General features: G+C 64.7%; 22 protein-coding genes. 10 read left to right on the forward strand and 12 right to left on the reverse strand.

Annotated elements, in window-relative coordinates:
* The 7 genes from wecB to V6U71_RS12165 form a co-directional block, all read right to left on the reverse strand.
* Complete coding sequence (gene wecB, locus V6U71_RS12135; RefSeq protein ID WP_411338707.1) at nt 1-1,146, reverse strand: non-hydrolyzing UDP-N-acetylglucosamine 2-epimerase; 1,146 nt, start codon at nt 1,144-1,146, stop codon at nt 1-3.
* Between the two features lie 316 nt (nt 1,147-1,462).
* Complete coding sequence (locus V6U71_RS12140) at nt 1,463-2,524, reverse strand: NAD-dependent epimerase/dehydratase family protein (protein WP_411338708.1); 1,062 nt, start codon at nt 2,522-2,524, stop codon at nt 1,463-1,465.
* Entirely contained in the window at nt 2,521-3,744 is a 1,224-nt protein-coding gene (locus V6U71_RS12145; protein ID WP_411338709.1) for a hypothetical protein, read from the reverse strand. The genes V6U71_RS12140 and V6U71_RS12145 overlap by 4 nt, the downstream gene beginning before the upstream one ends.
* 49 nt (nt 3,745-3,793) lie before the next feature.
* Nucleotides 3,794-5,968 carry a GumC family protein gene (locus V6U71_RS12150; RefSeq protein ID WP_411338710.1) on the reverse strand — a complete coding sequence of 725 codons (2,175 nt, stop codon included), beginning with the start codon at nt 5,966-5,968 and terminating at the stop codon, nt 3,794-3,796.
* Between the two features lie 30 nt (nt 5,969-5,998).
* Nucleotides 5,999-6,640, reverse strand: a complete 642-nt coding sequence (locus tag V6U71_RS12155) for a polysaccharide biosynthesis/export family protein (RefSeq protein ID WP_411338712.1) — start codon at nt 6,638-6,640, stop codon at nt 5,999-6,001.
* A 158-nt stretch (nt 6,641-6,798) separates the two neighbouring features.
* A complete protein-coding gene (locus V6U71_RS12160; protein ID WP_411338713.1) occupies nt 6,799-7,893 on the reverse strand; it encodes an O-antigen ligase family protein in 1,095 nt (364 codons plus the stop codon).
* A 487-nt stretch (nt 7,894-8,380) separates the two neighbouring features.
* Nucleotides 8,381-9,166: a metallophosphoesterase family protein gene (locus tag V6U71_RS12165; protein WP_411338714.1), complete on the reverse strand. Its 786-nt coding sequence runs from the start codon at nt 9,164-9,166 to the stop codon at nt 8,381-8,383.
* Between the two features lie 232 nt (nt 9,167-9,398).
* Here V6U71_RS12165 and hslV point away from each other — a divergent pair, with 232 nt between their 5' ends.
* The 10 genes from hslV (at nt 9,399) to V6U71_RS12215 (ending at nt 19,126) form a co-directional block, all read left to right on the forward strand.
* A complete protein-coding gene (gene hslV, locus V6U71_RS12170) occupies nt 9,399-9,965 on the forward strand; it encodes an ATP-dependent protease subunit HslV (RefSeq protein WP_411338715.1) in 567 nt (188 codons plus the stop codon).
* Nucleotides 9,911-11,077, forward strand: a complete 1,167-nt coding sequence (locus V6U71_RS12175; protein WP_411338716.1) for an FAD-dependent oxidoreductase — start codon at nt 9,911-9,913, stop codon at nt 11,075-11,077. Before hslV ends, V6U71_RS12175 begins: the two co-directional genes overlap by 55 nt.
* A 74-nt stretch (nt 11,078-11,151) precedes the next feature.
* Complete coding sequence (hslU, locus tag V6U71_RS12180; protein ID WP_411338717.1) at nt 11,152-12,453, forward strand: ATP-dependent protease ATPase subunit HslU; 1,302 nt, start codon at nt 11,152-11,154, stop codon at nt 12,451-12,453.
* 155 nt (nt 12,454-12,608) lie between these two features.
* A complete protein-coding gene (locus V6U71_RS12185; RefSeq protein ID WP_411338718.1) occupies nt 12,609-13,457 on the forward strand; it encodes a helix-turn-helix domain-containing protein in 849 nt (282 codons plus the stop codon).
* 118 nt (nt 13,458-13,575) lie between these two features.
* Nucleotides 13,576-14,535 carry a tetratricopeptide repeat protein gene (locus tag V6U71_RS12190; protein ID WP_411338719.1) on the forward strand — a complete coding sequence of 320 codons (960 nt, stop codon included), beginning with the start codon at nt 13,576-13,578 and terminating at the stop codon, nt 14,533-14,535.
* A complete protein-coding gene (gene tilS / locus V6U71_RS12195) occupies nt 14,489-15,487 on the forward strand; it encodes a tRNA lysidine(34) synthetase TilS (protein WP_411338720.1) in 999 nt (332 codons plus the stop codon). Before V6U71_RS12190 ends, tilS begins: the two co-directional genes overlap by 47 nt.
* An 89-nt stretch (nt 15,488-15,576) precedes the next feature.
* The gene (gene ftsH, locus V6U71_RS12200) at nt 15,577-17,520 is read left to right on the forward strand and encodes an ATP-dependent zinc metalloprotease FtsH (RefSeq protein WP_054588169.1); all 1,944 of its coding nucleotides are present in this window, start codon (nt 15,577-15,579) and stop codon (nt 17,518-17,520) included.
* 59 nt (nt 17,521-17,579) lie between these two features.
* Entirely contained in the window at nt 17,580-17,975 is a 396-nt protein-coding gene (locus V6U71_RS12205; protein WP_411338721.1) for a hypothetical protein, read from the forward strand.
* Between the two features lie 37 nt (nt 17,976-18,012).
* Nucleotides 18,013-18,504, forward strand: coding sequence for a hypothetical protein (locus tag V6U71_RS12210; RefSeq protein ID WP_411338722.1), 492 nt, complete (start codon nt 18,013-18,015; stop codon nt 18,502-18,504).
* 16 nt (nt 18,505-18,520) lie between these two features.
* Nucleotides 18,521-19,126, forward strand: coding sequence for a DUF3800 domain-containing protein (locus tag V6U71_RS12215; protein ID WP_411338723.1), 606 nt, complete (start codon nt 18,521-18,523; stop codon nt 19,124-19,126).
* Between the two features lie 9 nt (nt 19,127-19,135).
* Here V6U71_RS12215 and V6U71_RS12220 read toward each other — a convergent pair whose 3' ends face one another.
* Genes V6U71_RS12220 through V6U71_RS12240 form a run of 5 tightly spaced genes read right to left on the reverse strand, consistent with a single transcriptional unit; the run spans nt 19,136 to nt 24,238 of the window.
* The gene (locus tag V6U71_RS12220) at nt 19,136-20,152 is read right to left on the reverse strand and encodes a zinc-dependent alcohol dehydrogenase family protein (protein WP_411338724.1); all 1,017 of its coding nucleotides are present in this window, start codon (nt 20,150-20,152) and stop codon (nt 19,136-19,138) included.
* On the reverse strand, nt 20,149-20,967 hold the full coding sequence (locus V6U71_RS12225) for an SDR family NAD(P)-dependent oxidoreductase (RefSeq protein WP_411338725.1): 819 nt from the start codon (nt 20,965-20,967) through the stop codon (nt 20,149-20,151). The genes V6U71_RS12220 and V6U71_RS12225 overlap by 4 nt, the downstream gene beginning before the upstream one ends.
* Nucleotides 20,964-21,731: an SDR family NAD(P)-dependent oxidoreductase gene (locus V6U71_RS12230; protein WP_411338726.1), complete on the reverse strand. Its 768-nt coding sequence runs from the start codon at nt 21,729-21,731 to the stop codon at nt 20,964-20,966. Before V6U71_RS12230 ends, V6U71_RS12225 begins: the two co-directional genes overlap by 4 nt.
* Complete coding sequence (locus V6U71_RS12235; protein ID WP_411338727.1) at nt 21,728-23,143, reverse strand: aldehyde dehydrogenase family protein; 1,416 nt, start codon at nt 23,141-23,143, stop codon at nt 21,728-21,730. Before V6U71_RS12235 ends, V6U71_RS12230 begins: the two co-directional genes overlap by 4 nt.
* A complete protein-coding gene (locus tag V6U71_RS12240) occupies nt 23,144-24,238 on the reverse strand; it encodes a phosphotransferase family protein (protein ID WP_411338728.1) in 1,095 nt (364 codons plus the stop codon).
* Nucleotides 24,239-24,246 lie beyond the last annotated feature (8 nt).

Here is a 24,246-nt window from a genome sequence, read left to right on the forward strand (position 1 = left end):
TCAAAGGGGGCGCGTGGCCGCGGCCCACTCGCGAATGGCGGCCACGATGCGCTCGGCCGCACGGCCGTCGCCATAAGGGTTGTGAGCAAAGCTCATCTTTTCATACGCCTCGCGATCGTCGAGCAGTTGCACGACGCTGTCGACGATGAGATCCGGGTCGGTGCCGACCAGTTTGACCGTCCCTGCTTCCACCGCCTCGGGCCGCTCGGTCGTATCGCGCATCACCAGCACAGGCTTGCCCAGCGACGGCGCTTCTTCCTGCACGCCCCCGGAATCGGTGAGGATCAGATAGGCCCGTTTCATCAGATAGACGAACGGCAGATAGTCCTGCGGCGTGATCAATTTTACGTTGGGTAGTCCCAGCAACAACCGCTCGACCGGGCCCTTCACATTGGGGTTGAGATGCACCGGATAGACGATCTGGACGTCGTCGCGCTCCGCGATCCGGGCGAGCGCATCGCAGATATTCTCGAACCCCTTGCCGAAACTTTCGCGCCGATGCCCGGTCACGAGGATCATCCGCCGCTCGGGATCAAGGTCGAACCGCCCCGCGAGGTCGCGATCCAAAGCCGCATCGCCGTCGATCTTCGCCACGACGTCGTGCAGGGCGTCGATCACCGTATTGCCCGTCACATGGATATGCCCGGCAGGGGTATTTTCCGCGAGCAGATTGGCCTGCGATTTTTCGGTCGGGGCAAAATGCAGGCGGGTTATCGTGCCGGCTACCCTGCGGTTGATTTCCTCCGGCCACGGCGAAAGGATATTGCCGGTGCGCAGGCCTGCTTCGACATGGCCAACGGGAATGCGCTGATAATAGGCAGCAAGCGACGCCGCGAGCGTCGTCGTCGTGTCGCCATGGACCAACACGAGGTCGGGCTGGAATTCGGCGAGGATCGGCCGCAATCCGGTCAACACATTGGCCGTGATATCGGTGAGGTCCTGCCCCGCCTTCATCAGGTCGAGATCATGTTCGGGCTTGATCGCGAACAGGTCGAGCACCTGATCGAGCATCTGCCGGTGTTGCGCCGTCACGCAAACGCGGACCTCGAGATCTTTCGCCTCCGCCAGCGCGTGGACGACGGGCGCCATCTTGATGGCTTCCGGCCGCGTGCCGAAGATTGTCAGGACCTTGATATTCGAAGCCATAAATCCCCTATTCGCTTTATTCGGGACGATGCAAGCCTTGGCTCGCCGTCAGCCAGCCACCGCCGAAGCCCCGGTAAACGGCGCGGCTTCCGTGCGAAGCATGGGCTGGCTCTGACGCATCGGCGCGATCTCCGTTCATTGTTATCGGGTGGGGCAGTCGGCAGGCTGGCGAGGCTATGGCAAAAAGGTCGCGGCGACCTTTCCCGCCTGTCACCGCAAGTCAAGAAGAAGTAGGTTACACCTGTGTGGCAGAAGAGATAAACCGATCCGGATTATCGACCTTGGCGTCGCAACGATGCCATGAGGCTACGAAAAGCTATTTGGCATAATAGCTGCGGAACCAGTCGACAAACTCCGCAATTCCTTTCGCGACCGGTGTGTGCGGCTGATAACCGGTGAGCCGTTGCAGAAGCGAGGCATCCGCCCATGTCGCCGGCACGTCGCCCATCTGCATCGGCATATAGTTCCGGATGGCCTTCATCCCGAGTTCGCGTTCGATCGCGTCGACGAAGTCGAGCAGGCGTACCTTGTCCGAGTTCCCGATATTGACGACGCGGAACGGCGCCACCGGCGACAGGCTGTCGCCATCGGCGATGTCCTCGCGGCTGGCGGGCCGGACGGGCGGAACGTCGATCAGCAGGCGGATCGCGCGGACAAGGTCGGTGACATAGGTGAAATCGCGATACATCTCGCCGTGGTTATAGATATCGATCGGCCGGCCATCGAGGATCGCGTCGACGAATTTGAACAACGCAAGGTCGGGCCGCCCCCACGGACCATAGACCGTGAAGAAACGGAACATCGTCGTCGGCAAATTCCAGAGATGGGCATAGCTATGCCCCATATTCTCGTTCGCCTTCTTGGTCGCGGCATAGATGGTCAGCGGCGTATCGGCCTTTTCGACCTCGGTGAACGGCATCTCGACATTGGCGCCATAGACCGAAGAGGTCGACGCCATCAGCAGGTGATCGACTTCCAGCTTGCGGGCCGCTTCCATCACGTTGAACGTGCCAACGACATTGCTCTCGATATAGGCGCGGGGATTTTCAAGGCTGTAGCGCACCCCGGCCTGCGCCGCGAGGTGGACGATGATATCGGGCCGGAAGTTTTCGGCGACCTCCCATAACCGGGCGTCATCCTCGATCAGTGCCTCGGTTGCCGCAAAGGCCGGATGCTGGAGCAGCATCTGGTGACGCCGCCGCTTCAGATTGACGTCATAATAGTCCGACATGCCGTCATAACCATGAACGAGGAAGCCCTCGTCGAGCAGCAGCCGGGCCAGGTGGAAACCGATGAAGCCCGCCGATCCGGTGACGAGCACCCGGCGCGGGGCCGACCGGTCACCGGAACCGTCGATACGGCCGGGCGCCTCCGTCACGCGCCGTTGCCCGCCGAGCGGGTCAGGGAAATGGCAAGCAGCGACGCGTCGAAGCCGGACGCATCATCCGCCACGCTGACATTCACCGAGAACCAGTACCAGCGGCACGGCGACGGTGCGATCGAGAATGTTCCGGCTTTCCGCCCTTCCTCCAGCGCGATCGACTGCGCGTTCTGGCCGGCCTGCCCTCGCTCGGCGCAGGTCAGACGGATCGTCGCCTCGCTTCCCCGCATGTCGGCGTTGCTCGTCAATTCCCAGCCGACATTATAGTTGCCGGGTACAAGCTGGACGATCTGCCGCGCGACATAACCGTTGGCGCCGGCAATGGCCGATATCGCCAACCGGTCATCCTGCGGGCTGATCGAGGCGCCAAGGCTGCCCGATGTGGCCAATTGCCAGTCGATTGGCGGCAGCACAGGCTGGCGAGCGAAATCGCCGTTGTTCAAAAGATTGGCCCTTGCCGAAGCAAGCGGCTGCGCTTGTCCGAGCCCGACACCCAGCTGGTGCGCCGCGTCGAACTGTCCGGTGCGCGCCAGCGCCTCCGCGAGGCGGCGGTCGGTCGTCCTGACATCCCGCTTGCCCCAGGGAGCGGCAGCGATAGCCGTGCGAAGCTTCGCAGCATTGGCGAGGCTGTTCGGCCGCGAAAGGACGGCGCGCCAATAATATTGCGACCAATCGGGATCGGTGCCCAGCACCGGCGTCAACGCCGCCACCGATCCGTTTCTGGCCGTCGCTTCGGCCATCGCCCCGACATAGGCCGACCGCAGTTTCGTGTTCGTGAGCATGGCCCGCGAGAGCCACAGGAAAAAGGTCTTGTCGTCGCCGCGGAGACCGGCGGCATTGATCGATTCCGAAGCGATCAGCGAACTGCGCCGCGTCAGCTTCCCGGCGGACCGAAGCAGCGATTCACGCAAGCCGGCGTCCGCTTTCCCGGTCTTCGACGCGATGATGAGGCCGATCGCCGAGGAAGCAAGCGGCTCCGACTGATAGGCATCATAGGCCATCGCATATTCGGTTCGGCTCACCGCGGCGTTGGCGTCCTGCTGCCGGCGCATCGCCAGCGATGCGAAGGCAGCATTGGCCGCCGCCGTGGCACCGGGCGGAAAACCCACCCCGTGCGCGGCGAGAGGCGATCTCACCTGATTGGCCACGACATAGCTGGACACCGCAACGAAGATGGCTGCGACGGCGGCTGCCAGCCAGCCCAATAGGCGAAACACCTTCATGCTATTCAATCAGCCAGTCTGTGGTCACAACGGTTCGGATGGGTCAATCTTTGTCCCGGTCGGCACCGTAGGTGTAGCCATAGCCATAGCGGTAGCCATAGCCATAGACCTGATTCTTTTCGCCGACCTTGGTCACGATGGCGCCGAACAGCTTGGTGCCCGACATCCGCAGGCGACCCAGAGCGGCCTCGACCACACGGTTCTTGGTCGAGTTCGCTTCGATCGTGAACAGCACGCCTTCGACGCGGCGCGCGATCAGCGGAGCATCCGCGAGGCCGAGCAGCGGCGGGGAGTCGATCAGCACATGATCATAGCGTTTGAGCAGCGTATCCACCAACAGGCTCAGCCGTTCGCTGCCGAGCAGTTCGGCCGCGTTCGGCGGCATCTGCCCCGCCGTCATCACCGAGAAACCGTGCTTCGGCATCTCGATCAGCAACCCGTTCAGATCGTCGTCGCCCGAAAGATAGTGGCTGAGACCGCGCTTGTTGGGAATGTCTAGGTAGATGTTCTGCGACGGGTTGCGGACGTCGCCGTCGATCAGCACGACGGATTTGCCGGTCGCGGCCAGCACGGTCGCAAGGCAAAGCGACGAGCTGCTCTTGCCTTCGCGCGGTCGCGACGACGTCAGCATGATCGAACGCGGCGCTCCATGTTCGGTCAGGAACGTCAGGTTGGTCATCAGCGAGAAATAGGCTTCGTAGATCGCCGATTTCTTGTCGAGAATCGCCTGCGTGACGTCCTGCTCGACCGATTCCGGAATCGCGCCGAGCAACGGCAAGCCGAAGCGGGTCACTTCGCCCGGATCGCGAACCGAACTGTCCATCTTTTCGAACAGGAAGACGAGGCCGGCCGCCAGCCCTACCCCGGCCAGCAACGAAAGGACCAGGTTGAACGGCAGGTTCGGACTCGACGGGCTGGTCGGAACCTTCGCCTGGTCGACGACCGAGATATTGTTCGCACCGACGCCCGCGTCGCCGATCTCCTTGTAGCGCTGGAGCAAGCCGTCATAGAGCTGGCGGTTGGAATCGACCTCACGCTGCAGGATCGCCATTTGGATCGAGTCACGTTGCTGCGAATTATATTTGCCGGTCAGATCGTCCAGTTCGGCCTGCAATTCGCGCTCGCGCTTGACCGCAGCATTATAGGCTTCGCGATTGCCCTGCGACGAACGACCCGTTTCGGTGCGGATGCTGCGGTCGAGGTTTTCCACCTGCGCGCGAAGCGAAACGACCGACGGATAATCCTCCTCGAAAAGCGTCCGGAGGCGCGCCAGTTCGGCTTCGGCCTCGGCGCGCTTCTGGCGCAGTCCGCTGATCGTCGGCGCGTTGATCTGCGCGCTGCCAGTTAGCGTATTGGCCAGTTCGGCCTCGGCAGCGATCCGCAGCTGCCGCGCATTGGCGAGGCCCTTGCTGATTTCCGCGATGTCCGACCCGACGAGTGTTTCGGTTTTCGTCTTGCCGCTCGCATCGGTATCCGCCGAAACGGTCACAATGCCCTTCGACACCGAGTAATTGATGAGCGCCCGTTCGGACACTTCCAGATTCTGACGCAGGCGCTCAAGGCGCGATTCCAGATATTTGCGCGCATCCGACGTCGCAGCGAAGCGGCGATCGATGCTGGCCTGCACGAACTGCTTGACCCACAGATTGGAAAGCTTGGCCGACAAGGCCGGCGACGGGGTCGAAAAACTGATGTCGACAAGGCTGGAGTTGCGCACCGGTTCGACCTTCAACCGGGCGAGCAGCACATCGACGGCATCTTCCGAAAGGTTGCGGCGCTCGGCGCTCGTCATATCGGCATCGGGGCTGTCGAGCTTGAAAGCTTCGGCGAATTCCTTGTCCGCCACCAGATTGCCGGCGCGCACCACCCGTTCCGCAAGCGAACGCGATTGCAGCAGCGAATATTGCGTATTGTAGAAGGCGATTTCGTTCGTCAGCGCCCGCTCGGGCTGGCTCTCGACCGAGGTTGCAACCGGTGAATCGGGCAGGATTTCGATCCGCGCGCTCGACGTATATTGCGGCGTCGCCAGAAACGTCGCCAGCAATCCCAGCAGCAGCGCCGTGACGATCGCCCCGATCACCCAGTTGCGATGATTGAGGACCGCCGCCAGCACCTGCTCGAACGCCGGCAGCGTCGATGCGGGCTTGCCGGCTTCATACTCGCCGTAGCGGGAGGGAACGAGATCGGCCGTCCCCGACGATCCAGAACCATTGCTCATCATATTATTCATTGTGCGATCGGCCCTGACTCAAAGTTCTCTGACCAGCAGGATCATCGGCGAAAGCAGCGCCGGGATCGTCTGCAGGATATCCTTGAACGCGCGCCGTTGCGGCGAATCGCCGACAATGACGATGTCGTTCGGGAAAATTTCCGGATCTGGATAATTGCCGCGGCGAATGCCTTCCAGATTATAGATGCCGACATACTGCTTCGACCCGACATTCCGGAACACGACCACATCTTCAAGCTTGGCGAATTCGTTGGTACCGCCTGCCAGCGCCACCGCGCGCATCAGCGTCACGCGCCCGACGACGGGATAGGAGCCCGCCCTGTTGACCTGTCCGTCGACCGTCACCGACATCGACTGGAAAGCCAGCGGATTGCTCGACGATTTGAAATTGACCGACACCTGCGGGTCGCGGACGTACCGTCCCGCGAGCCTGCCGCGGATTTCTTCGGCAATGACGTCGGTCGTCTTGCCCGCCGCGGCGATCCTCCCGGCCAGCGGGAAGGAAAAATTGCCCTCTCCGTCGGTCATGATGTCGCGCTGCATTTCGGGAACGCCGAACACTTCGACGCGCAGTTCCGAAAAGGGACCGATGAACGACGACCGCGTCGAGCGAACGACGTCGCCCGCCTCCGGCTGCGGCAGTTCCGGCAAAACGGTCACAGGACTGTTCGGCGCGCTTCCCACCGGCGGCGGATCTTTCGCGCAACCGGCAACGAGCGTGAGAGCGAGAACAATCGGGATATGAAATGATTTCATGAGCCAACTTTGACAGATTTTCAAACGATGGGAGGTATAGACCCTATTGAGGGGCCCGCAAGTCAATCCCGCCGCATTGGCGCAGGACTGTTACAATAGAACATTGTTATCAGCATGATAGCCATCACCTGAATCGAGGGGACCCGCAATGGGTAATCGACGAAGCTTGCAGCGGCGAGAAGCAGCAACATGACCATCATCGCCAGACGCGGGTCACCGCGATAACCTTTGACGAGATGGCGCCTGTCTTGCGTCACAATCTTGCGGCCCAGCCAGACGATCAGCGCCAGGATGATCAGCACAAACGGCAACCCTCCGCCGATGATCGCTTCTACCCAATCATTGTGGGCCCGGTTGAAATATTGGGGGCGCAGCAGGGCATCAGGCTCGAATATCTGGAAAACCTCCGGAAAGGAGCCAAGGCCGCTGCCCGTCGTCCAATATGTTCCGACCATTTCGCGAACCGTCGGCCATGCCTGGGCGCGCAGATCTTCCACGGCGCTTTGATCGAGAACCCGGTTCAGCGACGTCGTACGCGCCGAAAACTGCAATATGGTGACGAGCAGCGCCGCGAGCAGCACGGGCGGCGAATATTGCAATATGGTCGAGATGCGGGTCGGCGCCGGGGCCGTACGCACGCCCCTCTTTGCATTCGCATTGTCGCGCCATGCCGGCACGATCATCGCATAACCGACCGTGAAGGCCGCGACGCCCGCGACGAAGCCGGCTCGCGATCCGATCAACGCGGTCATCGCGGTCAACAGGACGAAAGCGAAGCCGAGGAAAAGGATTAACTGCTTGCTCTGGCGCTTGCGCATCAACTCGTCGCGCAGCATCATCGCGCTGACCAGAACCGCGCACGCCTGGAAAATGGCGTGATGATTGCGGTTGGCGAACAGCCCGACCATCATGCCCGAATTCGTGATCCGGTAAGGATAAACGCCGCTACCGATGCCCGACAATATCTGGATCATCGCCAACAATGCACTCACACAGGCGATGATGACGATAGCCAGCATCAATTGCGGATAATCTTCGCGGTTCAGGCGCATCGCCAGCAACAATGCGGCAAAGGGCACGGTCATCGCCAACAGGCTGTTCCAGGTGAGCGACGGCGTCAGCGACACGGGGCGCCAGATGTCGCCAAGCCCGAGCATATGATCGATCTCGACGATCGGTTCGCGTCCCGGCAGGCTTTGCCACACACCGGGGGGCAACGGGACGAGCTGGATCGCCGTCCACAAGGTCAGTGCGGAAAGCAGCAGCAAGGGCGTACGGATGCGCTCCCATTCCGCCTTCGTCGCGCCGATGGCGGCCCAGAAGGCAAAGAGCAAGGCCGATCCACGCAAGAACGGCAGCGACGCGATGTCGCTACGAGAGCCGCCGCCGATCAGGAAAACGAGGGCCAGAAACAGAATCGGTACCGAAACGGGAAAGGTAAATCCCGATCGAGGGCGCGAGAGCGGCACGGGTTTTGATTGTCTGCTCATTAAATCCGGGGCTCATCGCATTGTTGACAAAAAGGAAACACCCCTCTTTGCCGAAGGGTCGCTTAGACGCTCGGGAAAGGGCTTACAAGCTATAGAAAGTTAGACCGTGCCGAATTGAAAATGGGCCGTTTCGGCCTTCGCGCCGCGCGGTTATTCAGGCGGCATCCTCCGCGCATTCGGCATTTGCAAACAGGAACCAGCGCTGATCGCCTTCGAGCGCCAACGCGGCAAGCGAGCCACTGCGAAAGGCCCCGATGTCGATTCCGATGCGATTGGCCTGTTCGTCGGGCTGGGCCGTGATGGTGTGGCCGTGCACGATCATCTTGCCGTGGTTGCTGAGGTCGTCGAGGAAATCGTCTCTGATCCATCGCAAATCGGTCAGCGACTGCTTTTCCAGCGGCACACCGGGACGGATTCCGGCGTGAACGAACACATAATCGCCGATTTCGATGACATCTTCGCCCATGCCGAGGAAACCGACATGCTCGGCCGGAACCATGTCGGGCAAGCGTTCGGCGATCTCGTCGAAATCGCTGTCGGCGAAACTGTCGTTGTCGTTCCAATAGCTGCGCACCGTCGCCTCGCCCCCGATACGCATGAAATAGCGCAGCCGGCGGACGTCGCCGGTCAATGCTGCCAGAAAACATTCCTCATGATTGCCGATCAGCAGCCGCGTATCGGGAAATTCGCTGCGCAAAGCCATGGCCCGCTCGACCACCTGCGCCGATTCAGGCCCGCGATCGATCAGGTCGCCCAGCAGGACAAGCGTCGTGCGAGCAGGGTCCCGGCGTGCATTATCGGCGCGGATCAGGTCGATCATCTGGGCGAACAGGTCGTCGCGGCCGTGGATATCCCCGATCGCATATACACGCTGCCCTTCGGGAACGGCAAAACTGCCGCCCGCCTGCTGTACTGGCTTGCTTTTGCGCTTCCAGAACATAAACCTGTAAACCCAATCTCTCATCAAAGCTGCGGTATGGCGGACCGCGATTCCGTGCCGGGAGCCGGTCAGCGGCCTCCTAGTCGTCCTGTTTCGCGGTGACAATATACACCTGACGCCCCCGATCGTTGCAGCCTTTCGTACTTAAAGGCCTTTATCAGGCATGAGGCCAGCGCGAGGCCGCAATCCGCTCCCCTTGCGGCCCGCCGGGCGATCTCCCATATCGCGGCGCATGAACGACCAGAACACGCACCGTGCCGCGCCCTGGCACGGCACCACCATCCTCTCCGCGCGCAGCGAAGACAAAGTCACCATCATCGGCGACGGCCAGGTCTCGATGGGCCAGACGGTGATGAAGCCCAACGCGCGCAAGGTGCGCCGCCTCCACGACGGCAGCGTGATCGGCGGCTTCGCGGGCGCCACCGCCGACGCCTTCACGCTGTTCGAGCGGCTCGAGGCCAAGCTGGAACGCCATAACGGCCAACTCCTCCGCGCCGCGGTCGAACTCGCGAAGGACTGGCGCACCGACAAATATCTGCGCAACCTCGAGGCAATGATGATCGTCGCCGACAAGGAGGTCACGCTCGTCATCACCGGCAATGGCGACGTGCTCGAACCCAAGGGCGGCATCGCCGCGATCGGTTCGGGGGGCAATTTCGCGCTCTCGGCGGCGCGCGCGCTGGTCGATTACGAGAAGGACCCCGAAATCCTAGCGCGCAAGGCGATGGAAGTCGCGGCCGACATTTGCGTCTATACAAACGACCAGTTCACCTTCGAGACCATCGACATCAAGAACTGACCGCCTATGGTCGGCGCGTGATTCATACGCTGCCCCGCCGCCATTTCGTCGCCGCCTCCGCGGCGCTTGCCCTGCCCGGCTGCGCCACGACCGCGGCGCGCACCGTGGCCGCGAAGCCCGCGTGCCTGCATCCCGTCGATGCCGCGCCCGACCGCGTGATTCGCACGGCGGCCGGGCTCCGTCCCTATCGCCGCAGCGGCTTCGTCGTTCGCGCCGACGCGCTCGGTACGAAACGGCTCGTTCACAACTACGGCCATGGCGGTTCGGGCATCACGATGAGCTGGGGCACGTCGAAGCTCGCGGTCGACATGGGGGTCGCGGGGCATAGCGGCCCGGTCGCGGTGATCGGCGCCGGCATCGTCGGCCTGTCGACCGCGCGGCTGGTGCAGGAAGCCGGTTTCCCGGTCACCGTCTATGCCAAGGCGCTGCCGCCCGACACGACCTCGAACGTCGCCGGCGGACAATTCCACCCCTTCGGCCTGTTCGACGACGATGCCGTCACACCCGAATGGCGGCGCCAGTTCGCCGCCGCGCTCGACTATAGCTGGCGGCGCTTCCAGATCATGGTCGGCGACGATTATGGCATCCGCTGGCTCACCACCTATGTCGAGGGCACGCCCGAAGAGCCCCTGATGGCGACCTTCCCGCCCGCGGCACGGACCGTTCGAGCCGAAGAGCACCCCTTCCCTGTCGAGCGATTGTGGCGTTACGATACGATGTATGTCGAAACCGGACGCTATCTCCGCCAGATGATCCGCGACATCGAGGGCGCCGGAGGCCGCATCGCGATCCGCAGCTTCGCCGCGCCCGCCGAGATTGCGACGCTGCCCGAAACCCTCGTCTTCAACTGCACAGGACTCGGCTCGCACAGCCTGTTTGGCGACACCGAGCTCACGCCGATCCGCGGCCAGCTCGCGATCCTGTTGCCGCAACCCGATGTCGATTACGCCTTCAATGGCCGCGCCGGATATATGTTCCCGCGCGCCGACGGCATCGTCCTCGGCGGCAGTTTCGAGCGCGGCGAATGGCTCGCCGAGCCGCAACCCGAACGCATCGCCCGGATCGTCGCGGCGCATCAGGAGCTGTTCGGAGGCTTTTGCTGTCCCGCCTGAGCCCGGCGCTTGACTTGCACCGGACCGCTCCCATCTAGCGGCGACATGACTTTCTCTGTGGAACCCTCCGACATATGAACAAGGATTTGACGCCGAAGGCGATCGTTGCGACGCTCGACACCCACATCATCGGCCAGGACGCGGCGAAGCGCGCGGTCGCGGTGGCGCTGCGCAATCGCTGGCGCCGCCAGCAACTGTCCCCTGACCTGCGCGACGAAGTGAGCCCGAAGAATATCCTGATGATCGGCCCGACGGGCTGCGGCAAGACCGAGATTTCGCGCCGCCTCGCCAAGCTCGCCGACGCACCGTTCATCAAGGTCGAGGCAACGAAATTCACCGAGGTCGGCTATGTCGGCCGCGACGTCGAACAGATCGCCCGTGACCTCGTAGAGGAAGCCGTGCGTCTCGAAAAGGACCGCCGCCGCGACGCCGTGCGCGCCGCCGCCGAAGAGGCCGCCATGGAACGGCTGCTCGACGCGCTGACCGGCAAGGGCGCCAGCGAGGCGACCCGCCAGAGCTTCCGCCAGCGCATCCGCGAGGGTCATCTCGACGACAGCGAAGTCGAGATCGAGGTCGCCGACGCACCCGGCATGCCGTTCGACCTGCCCGGCCAGCCGGGCCAGATGAGCATGATCAACCTCTCCGACATGCTCGGCAAGGCGATGGGCGGCATGCCGAAGAAGCGCCGCAAGCTGAAGGTCATCGATGCCGCGACGCGGCTGATCGAGGAAGAGCAGGACAAGCGCCTCGACCAGGACGATGTCGCGCGCGTCGCGCTCGCCGACGCCGAAGCCAACGGCATCGTCTTCCTCGACGAGATCGACAAGATCGCGGTCAGCGACGTACGCGGCGGCTCGATAAGCCGCGAGGGCGTGCAGCGCGACCTGTTGCCGCTGATCGAGGGCACGACGGTCGCAACCAAATATGGTCCGATGAAGACCGACCATATCCTGTTCATCGCGAGCGGCGCCTTCCATGTCGCCAAGCCCAGCGACCTGCTCCCCGAACTGCAGGGCCGCCTGCCGATCCGCGTCGAACTGGGCGCGCTCAGCGAAGCCGATTTCGTGCGCATCCTTTCGGAAACCAAGGCGGGCCTGCCCGAACAATATGTCGCGCTGCTCGGCACCGAGGGCGTAACGCTGAACTTCAGGCCCGATGCGATCGCGCGCGTCGCGAAGCTTGCCGCCGAGGTCAACGAAAAGGTCGAGAATATCGGCGCGCGGCGGCTCCAGACGATCATGGAGCGGCTCGTCGAGGAGATCAGCTTCACCGCCGAGGATGCGCCCGGCACGACGCTCGATATCGACGCGGCCTATGTCGATCGCCAGCTCGCCGATGTCGTCGGCGACACCGACCTCAGCAAATATGTGCTCTGATCGGCGGTCTGCCGTGCCGTCTTTCGGACGGACCGAATAGCGCCGCATTATCAGTCGTTCGTTCGCCGAACTCCATTTGACTTTCGCGCATCGTCAATGCGATGAACAGTTCATACACGGCCGAACTGGGTCAAACGGCTGGCACGGAGACAGTAATGGCAGACGAAGAGGTCGCCGAGCAGGGCGAACTGGCGATCACGCGCACCGGCGATCGGCTTCGCTTGGCCCGCGAGGCGGCGGGGCTGTCGCTCGCCGACGTCGCGACGCGGACGCGCATTACCCAGCGCCACCTCAAAGCCATTGAAAAATCCGATTTTTCGGAGCTTCCGGGTCGGACTTACGTGACCGGATTCGCGCGCGCCTACGCCCGCGCCGTCGACCTTCCCGAGGCCGAAATCGGTGCCTCGGTCCGCCGCGAGCTCGAAGAGGACGAATATGGTTCGCGGCCGCTTTACGAGGCCTATGAGCCGACCGATCCCGACCGCCTGCCGACCGCCCGGCTGACCTGGACTTTGGTCATCGTCACCGCCCTGCTCGCTTCGGCCTATGGCGTCTGGCGTTTCCTGTCGGTCGAGCCCGACGAGGCGCTGATTGCCGCTCAGAATCAGGCGGCGGACGCATCAGAAGCACCGGCAGCGGATGCCGGCCCGGCGACGCCAGCCAAGACACCGACAGGCACGGCAGTCGCCGCCGATGCGCCGGTGGTGCTGACCGGGATTTCCGAAGTGTGGATCGGCTTCGACGACGCGAACGGCAAGACCGAGAATTGGCGCACCCTCGACGCCGGCGAAACCTATCAGGTACCGCCCGCCTATATCGAACAGTTCACGCTGCGCACCAGCATTCCGCAAGCGCTCAAGGTCACCGTCGGCGGCCGCGACGTCGGGGCGATCGGCCCCGCCGACACGCTGGTCAAGGGCATCTCGCTGAAGCCCGCCGACCTTGTCGCGCGGGCCGGCGCGAGTGCACCCGCGACGACGCCCGCACCGAAAACCAACCGCTGAACATAGGGATATTCGACCGGCGGGAGCGGCAGCGCGCCGAAATGGGTTTGCGCAGCCGCGCCTTGCGGCGCTATGGTCGGAACGATAGAATGGTTAATAGGTGGGGGCCGACAGGCAGATGACAAAACGCCATATTATTTCCCTTGGAACCGCCGCGCTGGCGCTGGGCGCCGCCGTGCCCGCCGCGCAGGCGCAGGACGCCGAGATCGGCAAGCGCGTCGACCGGCTGGAAAAGGAAATGCGGGCGGTCCAGCGCTCGGTGTTCCCGGGCGGCAGCCCCGCTTTCTTCGAAGGCGAGATCGCGCCCGACAACACGCCCGGCGAGCGCGTCAAGAGCACGGCGCCGGTCGCCGACCTGACCGCGCGTGTCGATGCGCTCGAGGCGCAGCTCCAGACGCTGACCGGCCAGACCGAACAAAACAGCTATCAGCTGCGCGAGCTCGAAAAGCAGTTCGCGGCCTACAAGGCCGAAATGGACAAGAGGTTCGCGGCCCCCGCGGCCGACGTCGAAGCCACCCCCGCCAGCCTGACGCCGGTTCCTGCGGCAAGGCCGCCGGCAGCGACGCCGACCACCGCCGCGGCGACCTCGGTCAAAAAGCCCGCGACGCCCAAGCCGGCGACAGCGGCGGCCGCGACCCCCGACGCGGCGCGGTTGGCGCTGGTCAAGAAGGTCGAAATTCCCGCGACAGGAAACGAGACTGAAGACGGCTACAACTATGGCTTTCGGCTGTGGCAGGCCAAACTCTATCCCGAGGCGCAGGCGCAGCTCAAACAGGTCGTCACCAAATGGCCGAAGAGCAGCCAGGCGAGCTACGCGCAGAATCTGCTCGGCCGCGCCTATCTCGACGAGGGAAAGCCTAGCCTCGCCGCGGTCGCCTTTTACAATAATTACAAGGATCGCCCGAGCGGAGCCCGCGCGCCGCACAGCCTGATGTATATGGGCGTCGCGCTCGACAAGCTCGGCCGCAAGGCCGATGCATGCAAGGCGTTCCGCGAATTCGACGAAGTTTACGGGGACAAGGCCCCGCAGGATGTCCGCACCGATGCTGCCGCCGCAAAAACAAAAGCAGGCTGCTGACACCGACGCCGTCGAACGGCTCGGTCGCGACCTTTCCGCGCTGCTCGGCCCCGACTGGCAACGGCTCGATTATGGCGTCGCCGTTTCGGGCGGTCCCGACAGCATGGCCTTGCTGTGGCTGATGGCGTCGCTGCTGCCCGGACAGGTCCGGGCGGCAACGGTCGATCACGGGCTGCGCAAGGGCTCCGACGAGGAAGCACGCATGGTATCGGGCTTCTGCGCGCGCGAGCATATTCCGCACGCGACGCTCGTGCTGCCAGCACCGCTCAAGGGATCCTTGCAGGCTGCGGCCCGCGCCGAACGCTACCGGCTGCTCGAAGAGTGGCGGCAGGCGAACGCGCTCGACCATATCGTGACTGCGCATCATGCCGACGATCAACTCGAAACGATCGTCATGCGGCTCAACCGCAGCAGCGGGGTCGGCGGGCTCGCCGCGATCCGCGCCCGCAACGGGGTGGTGCTTCGCCCGCTCCTGCACTGGCGCCGCGCGCAGCTTGTCGAACTTGCGCTCGAAAACGACCTGCCCTTCGTCGACGATCCGTCGAATTGCGACAACCGCTTTGACCGCGCCCGGCTCCGCCATGCGCTGCGGTCGCAGACCGCGCTCGATCCCGAAGCTGCGGCACGCTCGGCGGGCTGGCTCGCCGAAGCCGACGACGCGATCGACTGGGCTGTCGAGCGGCTGATCGCCTCTTGGCCCGACGCCTCCGACATCGCGGTGATCCGTGACGAGCGATATCCGCCCGAAATCTTCCGCCGCATCGTCACCCAGCGGCTGCGCGCCAACGACCCCGGGCTGGCGCTCCGCGGCGCATCGCTCGACGGCGTCATCGCGGCGATGAAAGGCGGGCGCCGGGCGATGGTCGGCGCGCTGCTGATCGATGCGGTTCGCGGGCTCGAAGGCACGATCTGGCGCATTTCGGCGGCCCCGAGGCGAAAACCGCGTAAATAGCCGCCATTGGCTCATTGTCATTTAACCGGATTATCCTATCTTGTCCGGGTAAGGCCGTGCGCTCGCGCGGCGATTGGGAAAGATTCCGCATGCAGGACGACAAGGAACCGCAGGGCAACCCCTGGATGAAGAGCGTGATGATCTGGAGCGGCATCCTGCTGGCCATGCTCCTCGTCGCCTCGATGTTCGGCGGCGCTTCGCAGCCCGCGGGCAATCCGCTTGCCTATTCCGAGTTCCGCCAGAAGGTCGAGGAAGGCAGCGTCAAGGACGTCGTGCTGTCGGAGGACAAGGTCACCGGCACGCTGTCGAACGGCGACCGCTTCACCGCCAATGTCGTGCGCGATCCCGACCTCCTCAAGATGCTCAACGACAATGGCGTCAAATATGACGGCAAGCCGACCGAAGTCCCCAATTTCTGGATGTATCTGATCGTCCAGTCGCTGCCCTTCCTGCTGATCCTCGGCATCGCCTTCTTCGTCTTCCGCCAGGTCCAGAAGAACAACGGCTCGGGCGCGATGGGCTTCGGCAAGTCGCGCGCGAAGATGCTCACCGAAAAGCAGGGCCGCGTCACCTTCGACGATGTCGCGGGGATCGACGAGGCGCGCGAGGAGCTCGAGGAAATCGTCGAATTCCTGAAGGACCCGACCAAATTCTCGAAGCTCGGCGGCCAGATCCCGAAGGGCGCACTGCTCGTCGGCTCGCCGGGTACCGGCAAGACGCTGCTCGCCCGCGCGATCGCGGGTGAAGCGGGCGTCCCCTTCTTCACCATTTCGGGTTCGGACTTCGTCGAAATGTTCGTCGGCGTGGGCGCATCGCGCGTCCGCGACATGTTCGAACAGGCGAAGCGCAATGCGCCATGCATCGTCTTCATCGACGAAATCGACGCGGTCGGCCGCCACCGCGGCGCGGGGCTCGGCAACGGCAATGACGAGCGCGAGCAGACGCTGAACCAGCTTCTCGTCGAAATGGACGGCTTCGAGGCGAACGAAGGCATCATCATCGTCGCCGCGACGAACCGCCCCGACGTGCTCGACCCCGCTCTCCTCCGCCCCGGCCGCTTCGACCGCCAGGTCGTCGTGCCGCGCCCCGACATCGAAGGCCGCCAGAAAATCCTCGAGGTCCACACGCGCAAGAAGCCGCTCGCACCCGACGTCGACCTCCGCCGCATCGCGCGCGGGACGCCGGGCTTCTCGGGCGCCGATCTGGCTAATCTTTGCAACGAAGCGGCGCTGCTCGCGGCGCGCAAGGGCAAGCGCCTGATCGCCTCGAACGAGTTCGAGGAAGCCAAGGACAAGGTCATGATGGGCGCCGAGCGCCGGTCGATGGTCATGACCGAGGACGAGAAGAAGGCGACCGCCTATCACGAGGCCGGCCACGCGCTCGTCTCGCTCCACGTCGAGCATAATGATCCGCTGCACAAGGTGACGATCATCCCGCGCGGCCGCGCACTGGGCGTCACCTGGAACCTGCCCGAGCGCGACCGCTATTCGCAGAATATGAAGCAGATGAAGGCGCGTCTCGCGCTCTGCTTCGGCGGCCGCATCGCCGAGCAGCTCATCTACGGCAAGGACGAGCTCAACACCGGGGCGTCGAACGACATCCAGCAAGCGACCGACATGGCGCGCGCCATGGTCATGGAATATGGCATGTCGGAAAAGCTCGGCTGGCTGCGCTACCGCGACAATCAGGACGAGGTGTTCCTCGGCCACAGCGTGTCGCGCGCCCAGAACATGTCCGAAGAGACCGCGAAGCTGATCGACGCCGAAGTCCGCCGCCTCGTCGAGGAAGGCGAAAAGGTCGCACGCAAAGTGCTCACCGACAATATCGACGAACTGCACCTGCTCGCCGGCGCGCTGCTCGAATATGAGACGCTGTCGGGCGAGGAAGCGAAGCGCGCGATCAAGGGCGAGGATATCGGCCGCGAGAACGATCACGACAAGTCGGGAGGCCCGGTATCGGGTCATGCCGGCGGCATGCCCCAGATCAAGCGCAAGCCGCGCCCGTTCGGCGACGCCAATCCCCAGGGTGCGTAGGTTCTGATCCGCACCGGCGATTCAGCACAGGTTCAGCGGCCGGACGCGATTTCCTTCGCATGATCAGGGGGATATCCAGACGCGCTGCAACTGCCGCGCTCGCGGCCGGCGCCGGCGCCCTGCTTTGCGGCATGGCGCCGGGCGACATGAATATCGCCGCTTTCCTCGTACGCGCCGATTCCGTCTCGCGGCTCGGTCCGCTCGCACTGGCCACGCCCGAAGGCAACCGGCTGAAGGGCGAAGTCATCGCGGCCGGCAAGCGCTACAAGGCGCGCATCGACGCGCAGCGCAAGGCGGGGCTCAGAACGACAAGCTGTCCGCCGGAATCGGGCGACCTCTCGCCCGACGAATGGCTTGCCCATCTGCGCAGCTATCCGGCCAGCCAACGCCGGTCGGTGTCGGTCTATTCGGCCTTCGACGCGCTGATGAAGAAACGCTATCCCTGCCGCAATTGATGCGCCAGACAAGGGACGGACCGAAGGAGTTGGGGCGATGAGGATTGGCTTTTCTGGCGCGATGACATTGGCGGCAGCGTTGTTTGCGACCGTCCAGCCGGCAGCGGCACAGGGCGGCGGTGCCCTGACCTCGAAGATCGAACTTCAGAAGGTGGTGCCGGGAACGGGCACCGATAGACATGCGGAACTTTACACTTTTGTCGCACCAGATGTCGTCGTCCCCGGCGACCGCGTTCGCGTTACGCTGACGTTCGCAAACAACAGCGATGCGCCCGCAACGGGTCTCGATATAACCAATCCCATTCCCGAGGGCCTTATCTTCAACGGTTCGGACGACGACACGGATTTCAGCGTGTCCGTTGATGGAGGCAAGAGTTTCGGCGCGCTGGCCTCTCTTCGTGTCCCGGTGGAAAATGCGGCACCGCGTGCTGCTGGCTTACCGGATGTTACCCACGTGCGCTGGCTTTGGACCCAGCCAGTGGCGCCGCACAAAAGTCGCTCGGTGGCATTTTTCGCACTCGTCAAATGAGCGGACGTCCCGAGGCATGACCATCTATTGCGATGAATCGGGCGGGCTCAACACCGGCGTCATGACCTTTTCGGCGGTGATGCTGACCCCGCAGGCGGCCGCCGACATCCATAGTCGTTTCCGCTGCGTGACCGGGCTGCGCGGCGAACTCAAGGGCAGCCGGATCAGCATTGTCGAGCGCGCGTACCTGCTCGAACTGTTCGACCGCGCCGGCGGCCGCGCATGGGTTGCGGTGGCGAAACGCGAAACGCTGGCGCAGAACCCGGGCGGCACGCTGCCCAGCGACCTTGCGCTCTACGCAGCCCTGCTCAACAGCGCGATCGGGCACTGGCTTCCCGAAACCGGCGGCGTGTGCACCGATGTGGTGATCGACGACGGCCGCTACGATCCGAAAATTCTCTCACACGTCCGCGAAGAAATCCAGGCCGGGCTCGGCCAGTGGGGCCGCGCGTCACTCGCCGACAGCCGCCGCAGCGACGGTGTTCAGATCGCCGACGTCATCGCGAACAGCCTGTTCAACACCGTGATCGGGTCCCCCCGCGCGCCGCGCATCCAGCGCATCATCGACCCGCTGCTTGCATCGAAAGCCATCCGCATCGCCGAGTTGACGCACATTCCCTGACGGGACGCGTCAGAGCGAAACCGTGATCTTGCCCATATGCGCGCCCGAGAGCTGGTGACGAAAGGCGGCGCCGAGTTCGGCCAGGGGAAAGTCGCGGTCGATCACCGGGCGAATCGCGCGCGCTTCGACGAAATGCACAAGGTCGGCGAGATGCGCGACGCTGCCGACCGCCATGCCCCCGATCCGGATATGCCGCATCACCACGTCGCGTAGCGGCAGTTCGGGCGCGCCGTTCGAGGTCGACCCGACGACGAGCAGGTGTCCGCCCATGCGACACGCCGCGACCGAGCGCGCAAAGGTCGACTGGCCGCCGATATCGAGCGCGAGGTCGACGCCCCTTCCCCCGGTCAGATCGCGAACGGCGGGCGCCCAGTCGGGAATACTGCGGTAATTGATGCCATGATCGGCGCCGAGCTCTTTCAGCCGCGCCAGCTTGTCGTCGGACGAGGAGATCATCACGGTGCGGATGCCGATCGCCTTTGCGATCTGGAGCATGAACACCGACAGCCCGCCCGATCCCGGCAACAGCGCCGTTGCGCCCGCCTCAAGGCGTCCCTCGACGCGCAGCGCGCGCCACGCCGTCAGCCCGGCGCACGGCAGCGTCGCCGCCTCGGCGAACGACCAGCCCGCCGGCATCGCCGACAGCGAATGCGCGGGCACGACGACATGATCGGCGGCGAAGCCATCGACGGTCTCGCCCGAAATCGCCGCATTGTTCGCGTCGGTCGGCGGACCGTCGACCCAGTCGGGGAAAAAGGCGCCCATCACGCGGTCGCCGACCCGCCAACCCTCGACCCCGGTGCCGAGCGCGGCGATTTCGCCGGCGCCGTCAGACATCGGAACGCGCCCCGCGGGCTGCGGGATAAAACCGGCGACCACCAGATAGTCATGATAGTTGAGCGACGTTGCCCGCACGCGGAGCAACACCTCGCCCGGCCCCGGCACGGGAACCGGCCCCTGCGTTACCGCGATATTGTCGAGGCTTGGCCGTTCGGCGAGCCCGATGAAGTTGCGCACGTCTGTCATCGTTTCACCAGCGTTTCGGCGCCGTCGAGGTGACTCGCGCCATCGAGGATACGGGTAAAATTGGGCATGCCGGTGTGCGCGACCCCGCCCCCGTCGACGACCAGGTTGTGGCCGTTGACATAGCTGGCATCGCCCGAGGCGAGGAAGGCGATCGCCGCCGCGACTTCGGCAGGCTCGGCCGGCCGCCCGAGCGGCAGGCCGTCGGTCCATGCCGCCATGATCGCTGGATTTTCGGTCAGGCCGGTCGCGAGCGGGGTGCGGGTCAGTCCCGGGCTGACGACATTCACCCGCACGCGCGGCGCATGATCGAGCGCCATCGCCCGCGTCAGGTTGATCACCGCCGCCTTCGCGGCGTTATAGGCGGCAAAGCCATAATCGCCGCCGATCCCCGCGATCGACGCGACGTTGACGATATTGCCCCCGGTGCGTTCGAGGTGCGGCATCGCCGTCCGGCTGGCCCACATCACGCCTTCGACGTCGACCCCCATCACCTCGCGCCAGTGGGCGAGGTCGATGTCGGTGACCTTGCCGAACGAGCCGATCCCGGCATTGTTGACGAGAATGTCGAGCCGGCCGCAGCGGGCGACGGCCGCGGCGATCATCGCCTCGATATCGGCGGCGTCGATCATGTCGACGCGGTGGCCGACGATCCGGTCGCTATACAGCGACGCGGCCAGCGCATCGATCGCCTCCTGGCGGATGTCGGCGACGACCACCGTCGCCCCCTCCCCGTGCAGGCGCCGTACCGTTGCCTCGCCGATCCCCGACGCACCGCCGGTGACGATCGCGACCTTGCCGTCGAACCGCCCGCTCATCGCGCCGTATATCCGCCGTCGACGGTCAGCAGCGCGCCGTTGACGAAGGAGGCGCGGTCGCTGAGCAGCCAGCACGCCGCCTGCCCGACCTCCTCGGGCTGGCCGAAGCGGCCGATCGAATGGCGTTCGACCATCGGCGCGACCTGCGCCTCGAACGCCGGATTGCCGAGCAGCCGCTCCTCGACCATCGGGGTCAGGATCAGCCCGGGCAGCACCGCATTGACCCGCACCCCCGTGTAACGCGTCTCGCACGCTGCGGCGCGGGTCAAGCCGACCACGCCATGTTTCGTTGCGACATAATCGCTGGCGTAGGGCGCGCCGATGATACCGTCGCCCGACGAATTGTTGACGATCGCGCCGCCGCTTCCCTTCATCGCCCGCGTCTGATATTTCATGCACAGGAAAACGCCGGTCAGGTTGATGCCCATGATCCGCGCCCATTCGGCGGCGTCGAGGTCGGGCACCAGCTTGTTCGCCATCTCGATCCCGGCATTGTTGAATGCGCCGTCGAGCCGGCCGAACGCCGCGACCACCCCGGCAACGGCCTCCGCAACCGATGCTTCGTCCGCCACGTCGCAGGTCCACGCCCGCGCGCTGCCGCCGATCAGGTCGCGCGTCTCTTCGTTTCCACGCGGATCGCGGTCGAACAACGCAAGCTGCGCACCGTCCTCGGCAAACACCCGCGCGGCGGCGCGGCCGATGCCCGACCCGGCGCCGGTGACGATGACGACCTTGCCGTCGAGAAGGGGGGAGGTGCCGCTCATGCGGGGTGATGGATCGTCTGCGGGACGGTGAATTCGAGCAGGCCGTCCATGCCGTTTTCGGCGCCGATGCCCGATTGCTTGTGTCCGGCAAAAGCCGCAAACGGGGTTAGGCCCTGCGCCGAATTGATCCAGACCGTGCCGGTTTCCAGCCGCGCAGCAACTTCGGCGGCGGCGTCGGGATCGGACGACCACACCGACCCGCCGAGCCCATATTCGGACGCATTGGCGCGTGCGACGGCTTCGTCGATATCGTGATAGCGCAGCAGCGGCAGCACCGGCCCGAACGCTTCTTCGGCGACCACCCGCGCCTCGTCGGGCGGATTGTCGACCAGCGTCACCGGCACGAAATAACCCGGCCCCTCTCCCGGCTCGCCGCCGGTCAGGAAGCGGTGCCCCGCGTCGCGGCTGTCGGCGATCATCGCCTTGACGCGCTCATATTGCGCCCGGTTCTGGACCGGGCCCAGCGCGCTGTCGGGATCTGCGCCGTCGCCGATGCGGACACGGCCCGCGATCTCGACCAGCGCCGCCGACAGCTCGTCATAAATGCTGTCGTGCACGAACATCCGCTTCGCCGCGACGCACACCTGCCCGCTGTTGGTGAAGGCGGCCCAGAACAGCGGTTCGGCAATATCGGCGACCTTGGCGTCCGGCAGGACAATCGCGGCATCATTGCCGCCGAGTTCGAGCGTCAGCCGCTTGAGGTTCGCCGCCGCGCTGGCCATCACCCGCCGTCCCGTCGCGGTCGATCCGGTGAAGCTGATCTTGTCGATGTCGCCATGCTCCGACATCATCGGGCCCAGCGCATCGCCGCCCGACACGATATTGAGCACCCCCGGCGGCAACACGCTTTGCAGCAACTCGCCGAGTCGCAGCGTCGCGAGCGGCGTGAAGGGCGAGGGTTTGAGCACCATCGTATTGCCGGTGAGCAGCGCCGGGCCGATCTTCCAGATCGCGAGCAGCACGGGAAAGTTCCACGGCACGATCGCCCCGACGACGCCGAGCGGTACGTGCCGCGTCACGCTGCGCTGCCCGGGCATGGCGTCGCTGACCGTTTCGGGGAGCTGCTGGTCGGCGACGACGCCGATCCACCATGCCGCCGCCTGGATTTCCGCCAGCGCCGCGGCGTGCGGCTTGCCCTGTTCGGCGGTGAGCAACTGTTTCAGTTCCTCGGCATGTTCGGCGACCAGCGCCCCGATCGCCCGCAGCGCCGCCTGCCGGTCGGCGTAGGACGTCGCGCGCCAGCCGGGAAAGGCGGCACGCGCCGCGGCGACCGCCCGGTCGAGCTGCACCTGCGAACAGTCGGGAATCGTCGCGACCACCGCTTCGGTCGCGGGATTGACCACCGCGATCTGGTCGGACGAATTTTCGGGGCGACCGTCGATGGTCATGTTGAAAGCGGCGTTGATCATCATTCACTCCCGGAGCAGGGACAGGGCATCATGGTCGAGCACGTGGCTGACGTGGCGATCGAGCATGGTCAGGAACATCTGATCGCCGCGCTCGGTGCGCTGGACCAGCATCGCGGCGCCGACCGCGACATTGATGCCGGCGAAGGTGAAGTGGCGGTAATCGGCTTCGAATTCCGCGCGCGAATAGCCGGTCACCCCCTGCTCGCCCAATTCGTCGAGATAGGCGTCGATCAGCCCCGCTTCGACGGCGCGCCGCGCTTCGGGCGCATATCCGCCGCCGATCAGATAGGCGACGTCGACCGCGCCGGTGCCAAGCGCCACCGACTGCCAGTCGACGACCACCAGCCGGTCGTCGTCGAACAGCATGTTATCGGGCCGGAAATCATTGTGCGTGATGCAACGCGGGCGGGGGCGCGGACGATCATAGACGTCGTACCCCTTGGCCAGTGCGTCGCAGACCTCTCTTTGCCGGTCGCTGAGTAGCCCGTCGTAGCGATCACGAAAGCCGGGCCAGGTCGACCGGAATATCCCCGGCGTATAAAAGGGCTGCGCGCCCGCTTCGGTGCCGAGCCAGCCATATTCAGCGCCCTCGCCCTGCTCCCAGAAGGCAGCGTGGAGCCGCGCCGCTTCGCGCACCGCGCGCTCGGCATGGCGGTCCGACAACCCCTTGAACTGATCGCCCGGCGCGGCGGGGGCGAGGTCTTCGAGCAGGAGGGCAAAGCCGCCGGCCGCGTCCATCTGTGCGCCATAGCAAAGGGGCACGGCGATCCGTGCCTTCGCGGCAAGTTCGCGATAGAAACGCACCTCGCGCGTGTAGAGCGACCAGGCAGCGGCGACGTCGAGGCTGGTCGGATCGGTCGACGAAAATTTGCCGATCAGCGTCGCAGGCGCGGCATCGCTGCCGGGTGCATAGGTCAGACGGAAGCGCGCCGTATCGCCGAGCTGTCCGGTGCCGATCCGTTCGACCGAGAGCGCGGCAACCGCAACGCTATATCCCGCCCCCGCCAGCATGGTTTCGATCCAGGCGGCGTCGACATTCTCCGGTCGCGGAACCGGGCGGTCCGCGACAAGACCCGCGGGCGCGTTGGCAAGGCTCACTCATTCTC

The organism is Sphingopyxis sp. J-6 (assembly GCF_046603995.1).
In the GTDB taxonomy this organism is placed as follows: domain Bacteria; phylum Pseudomonadota; class Alphaproteobacteria; order Sphingomonadales; family Sphingomonadaceae; genus Sphingopyxis.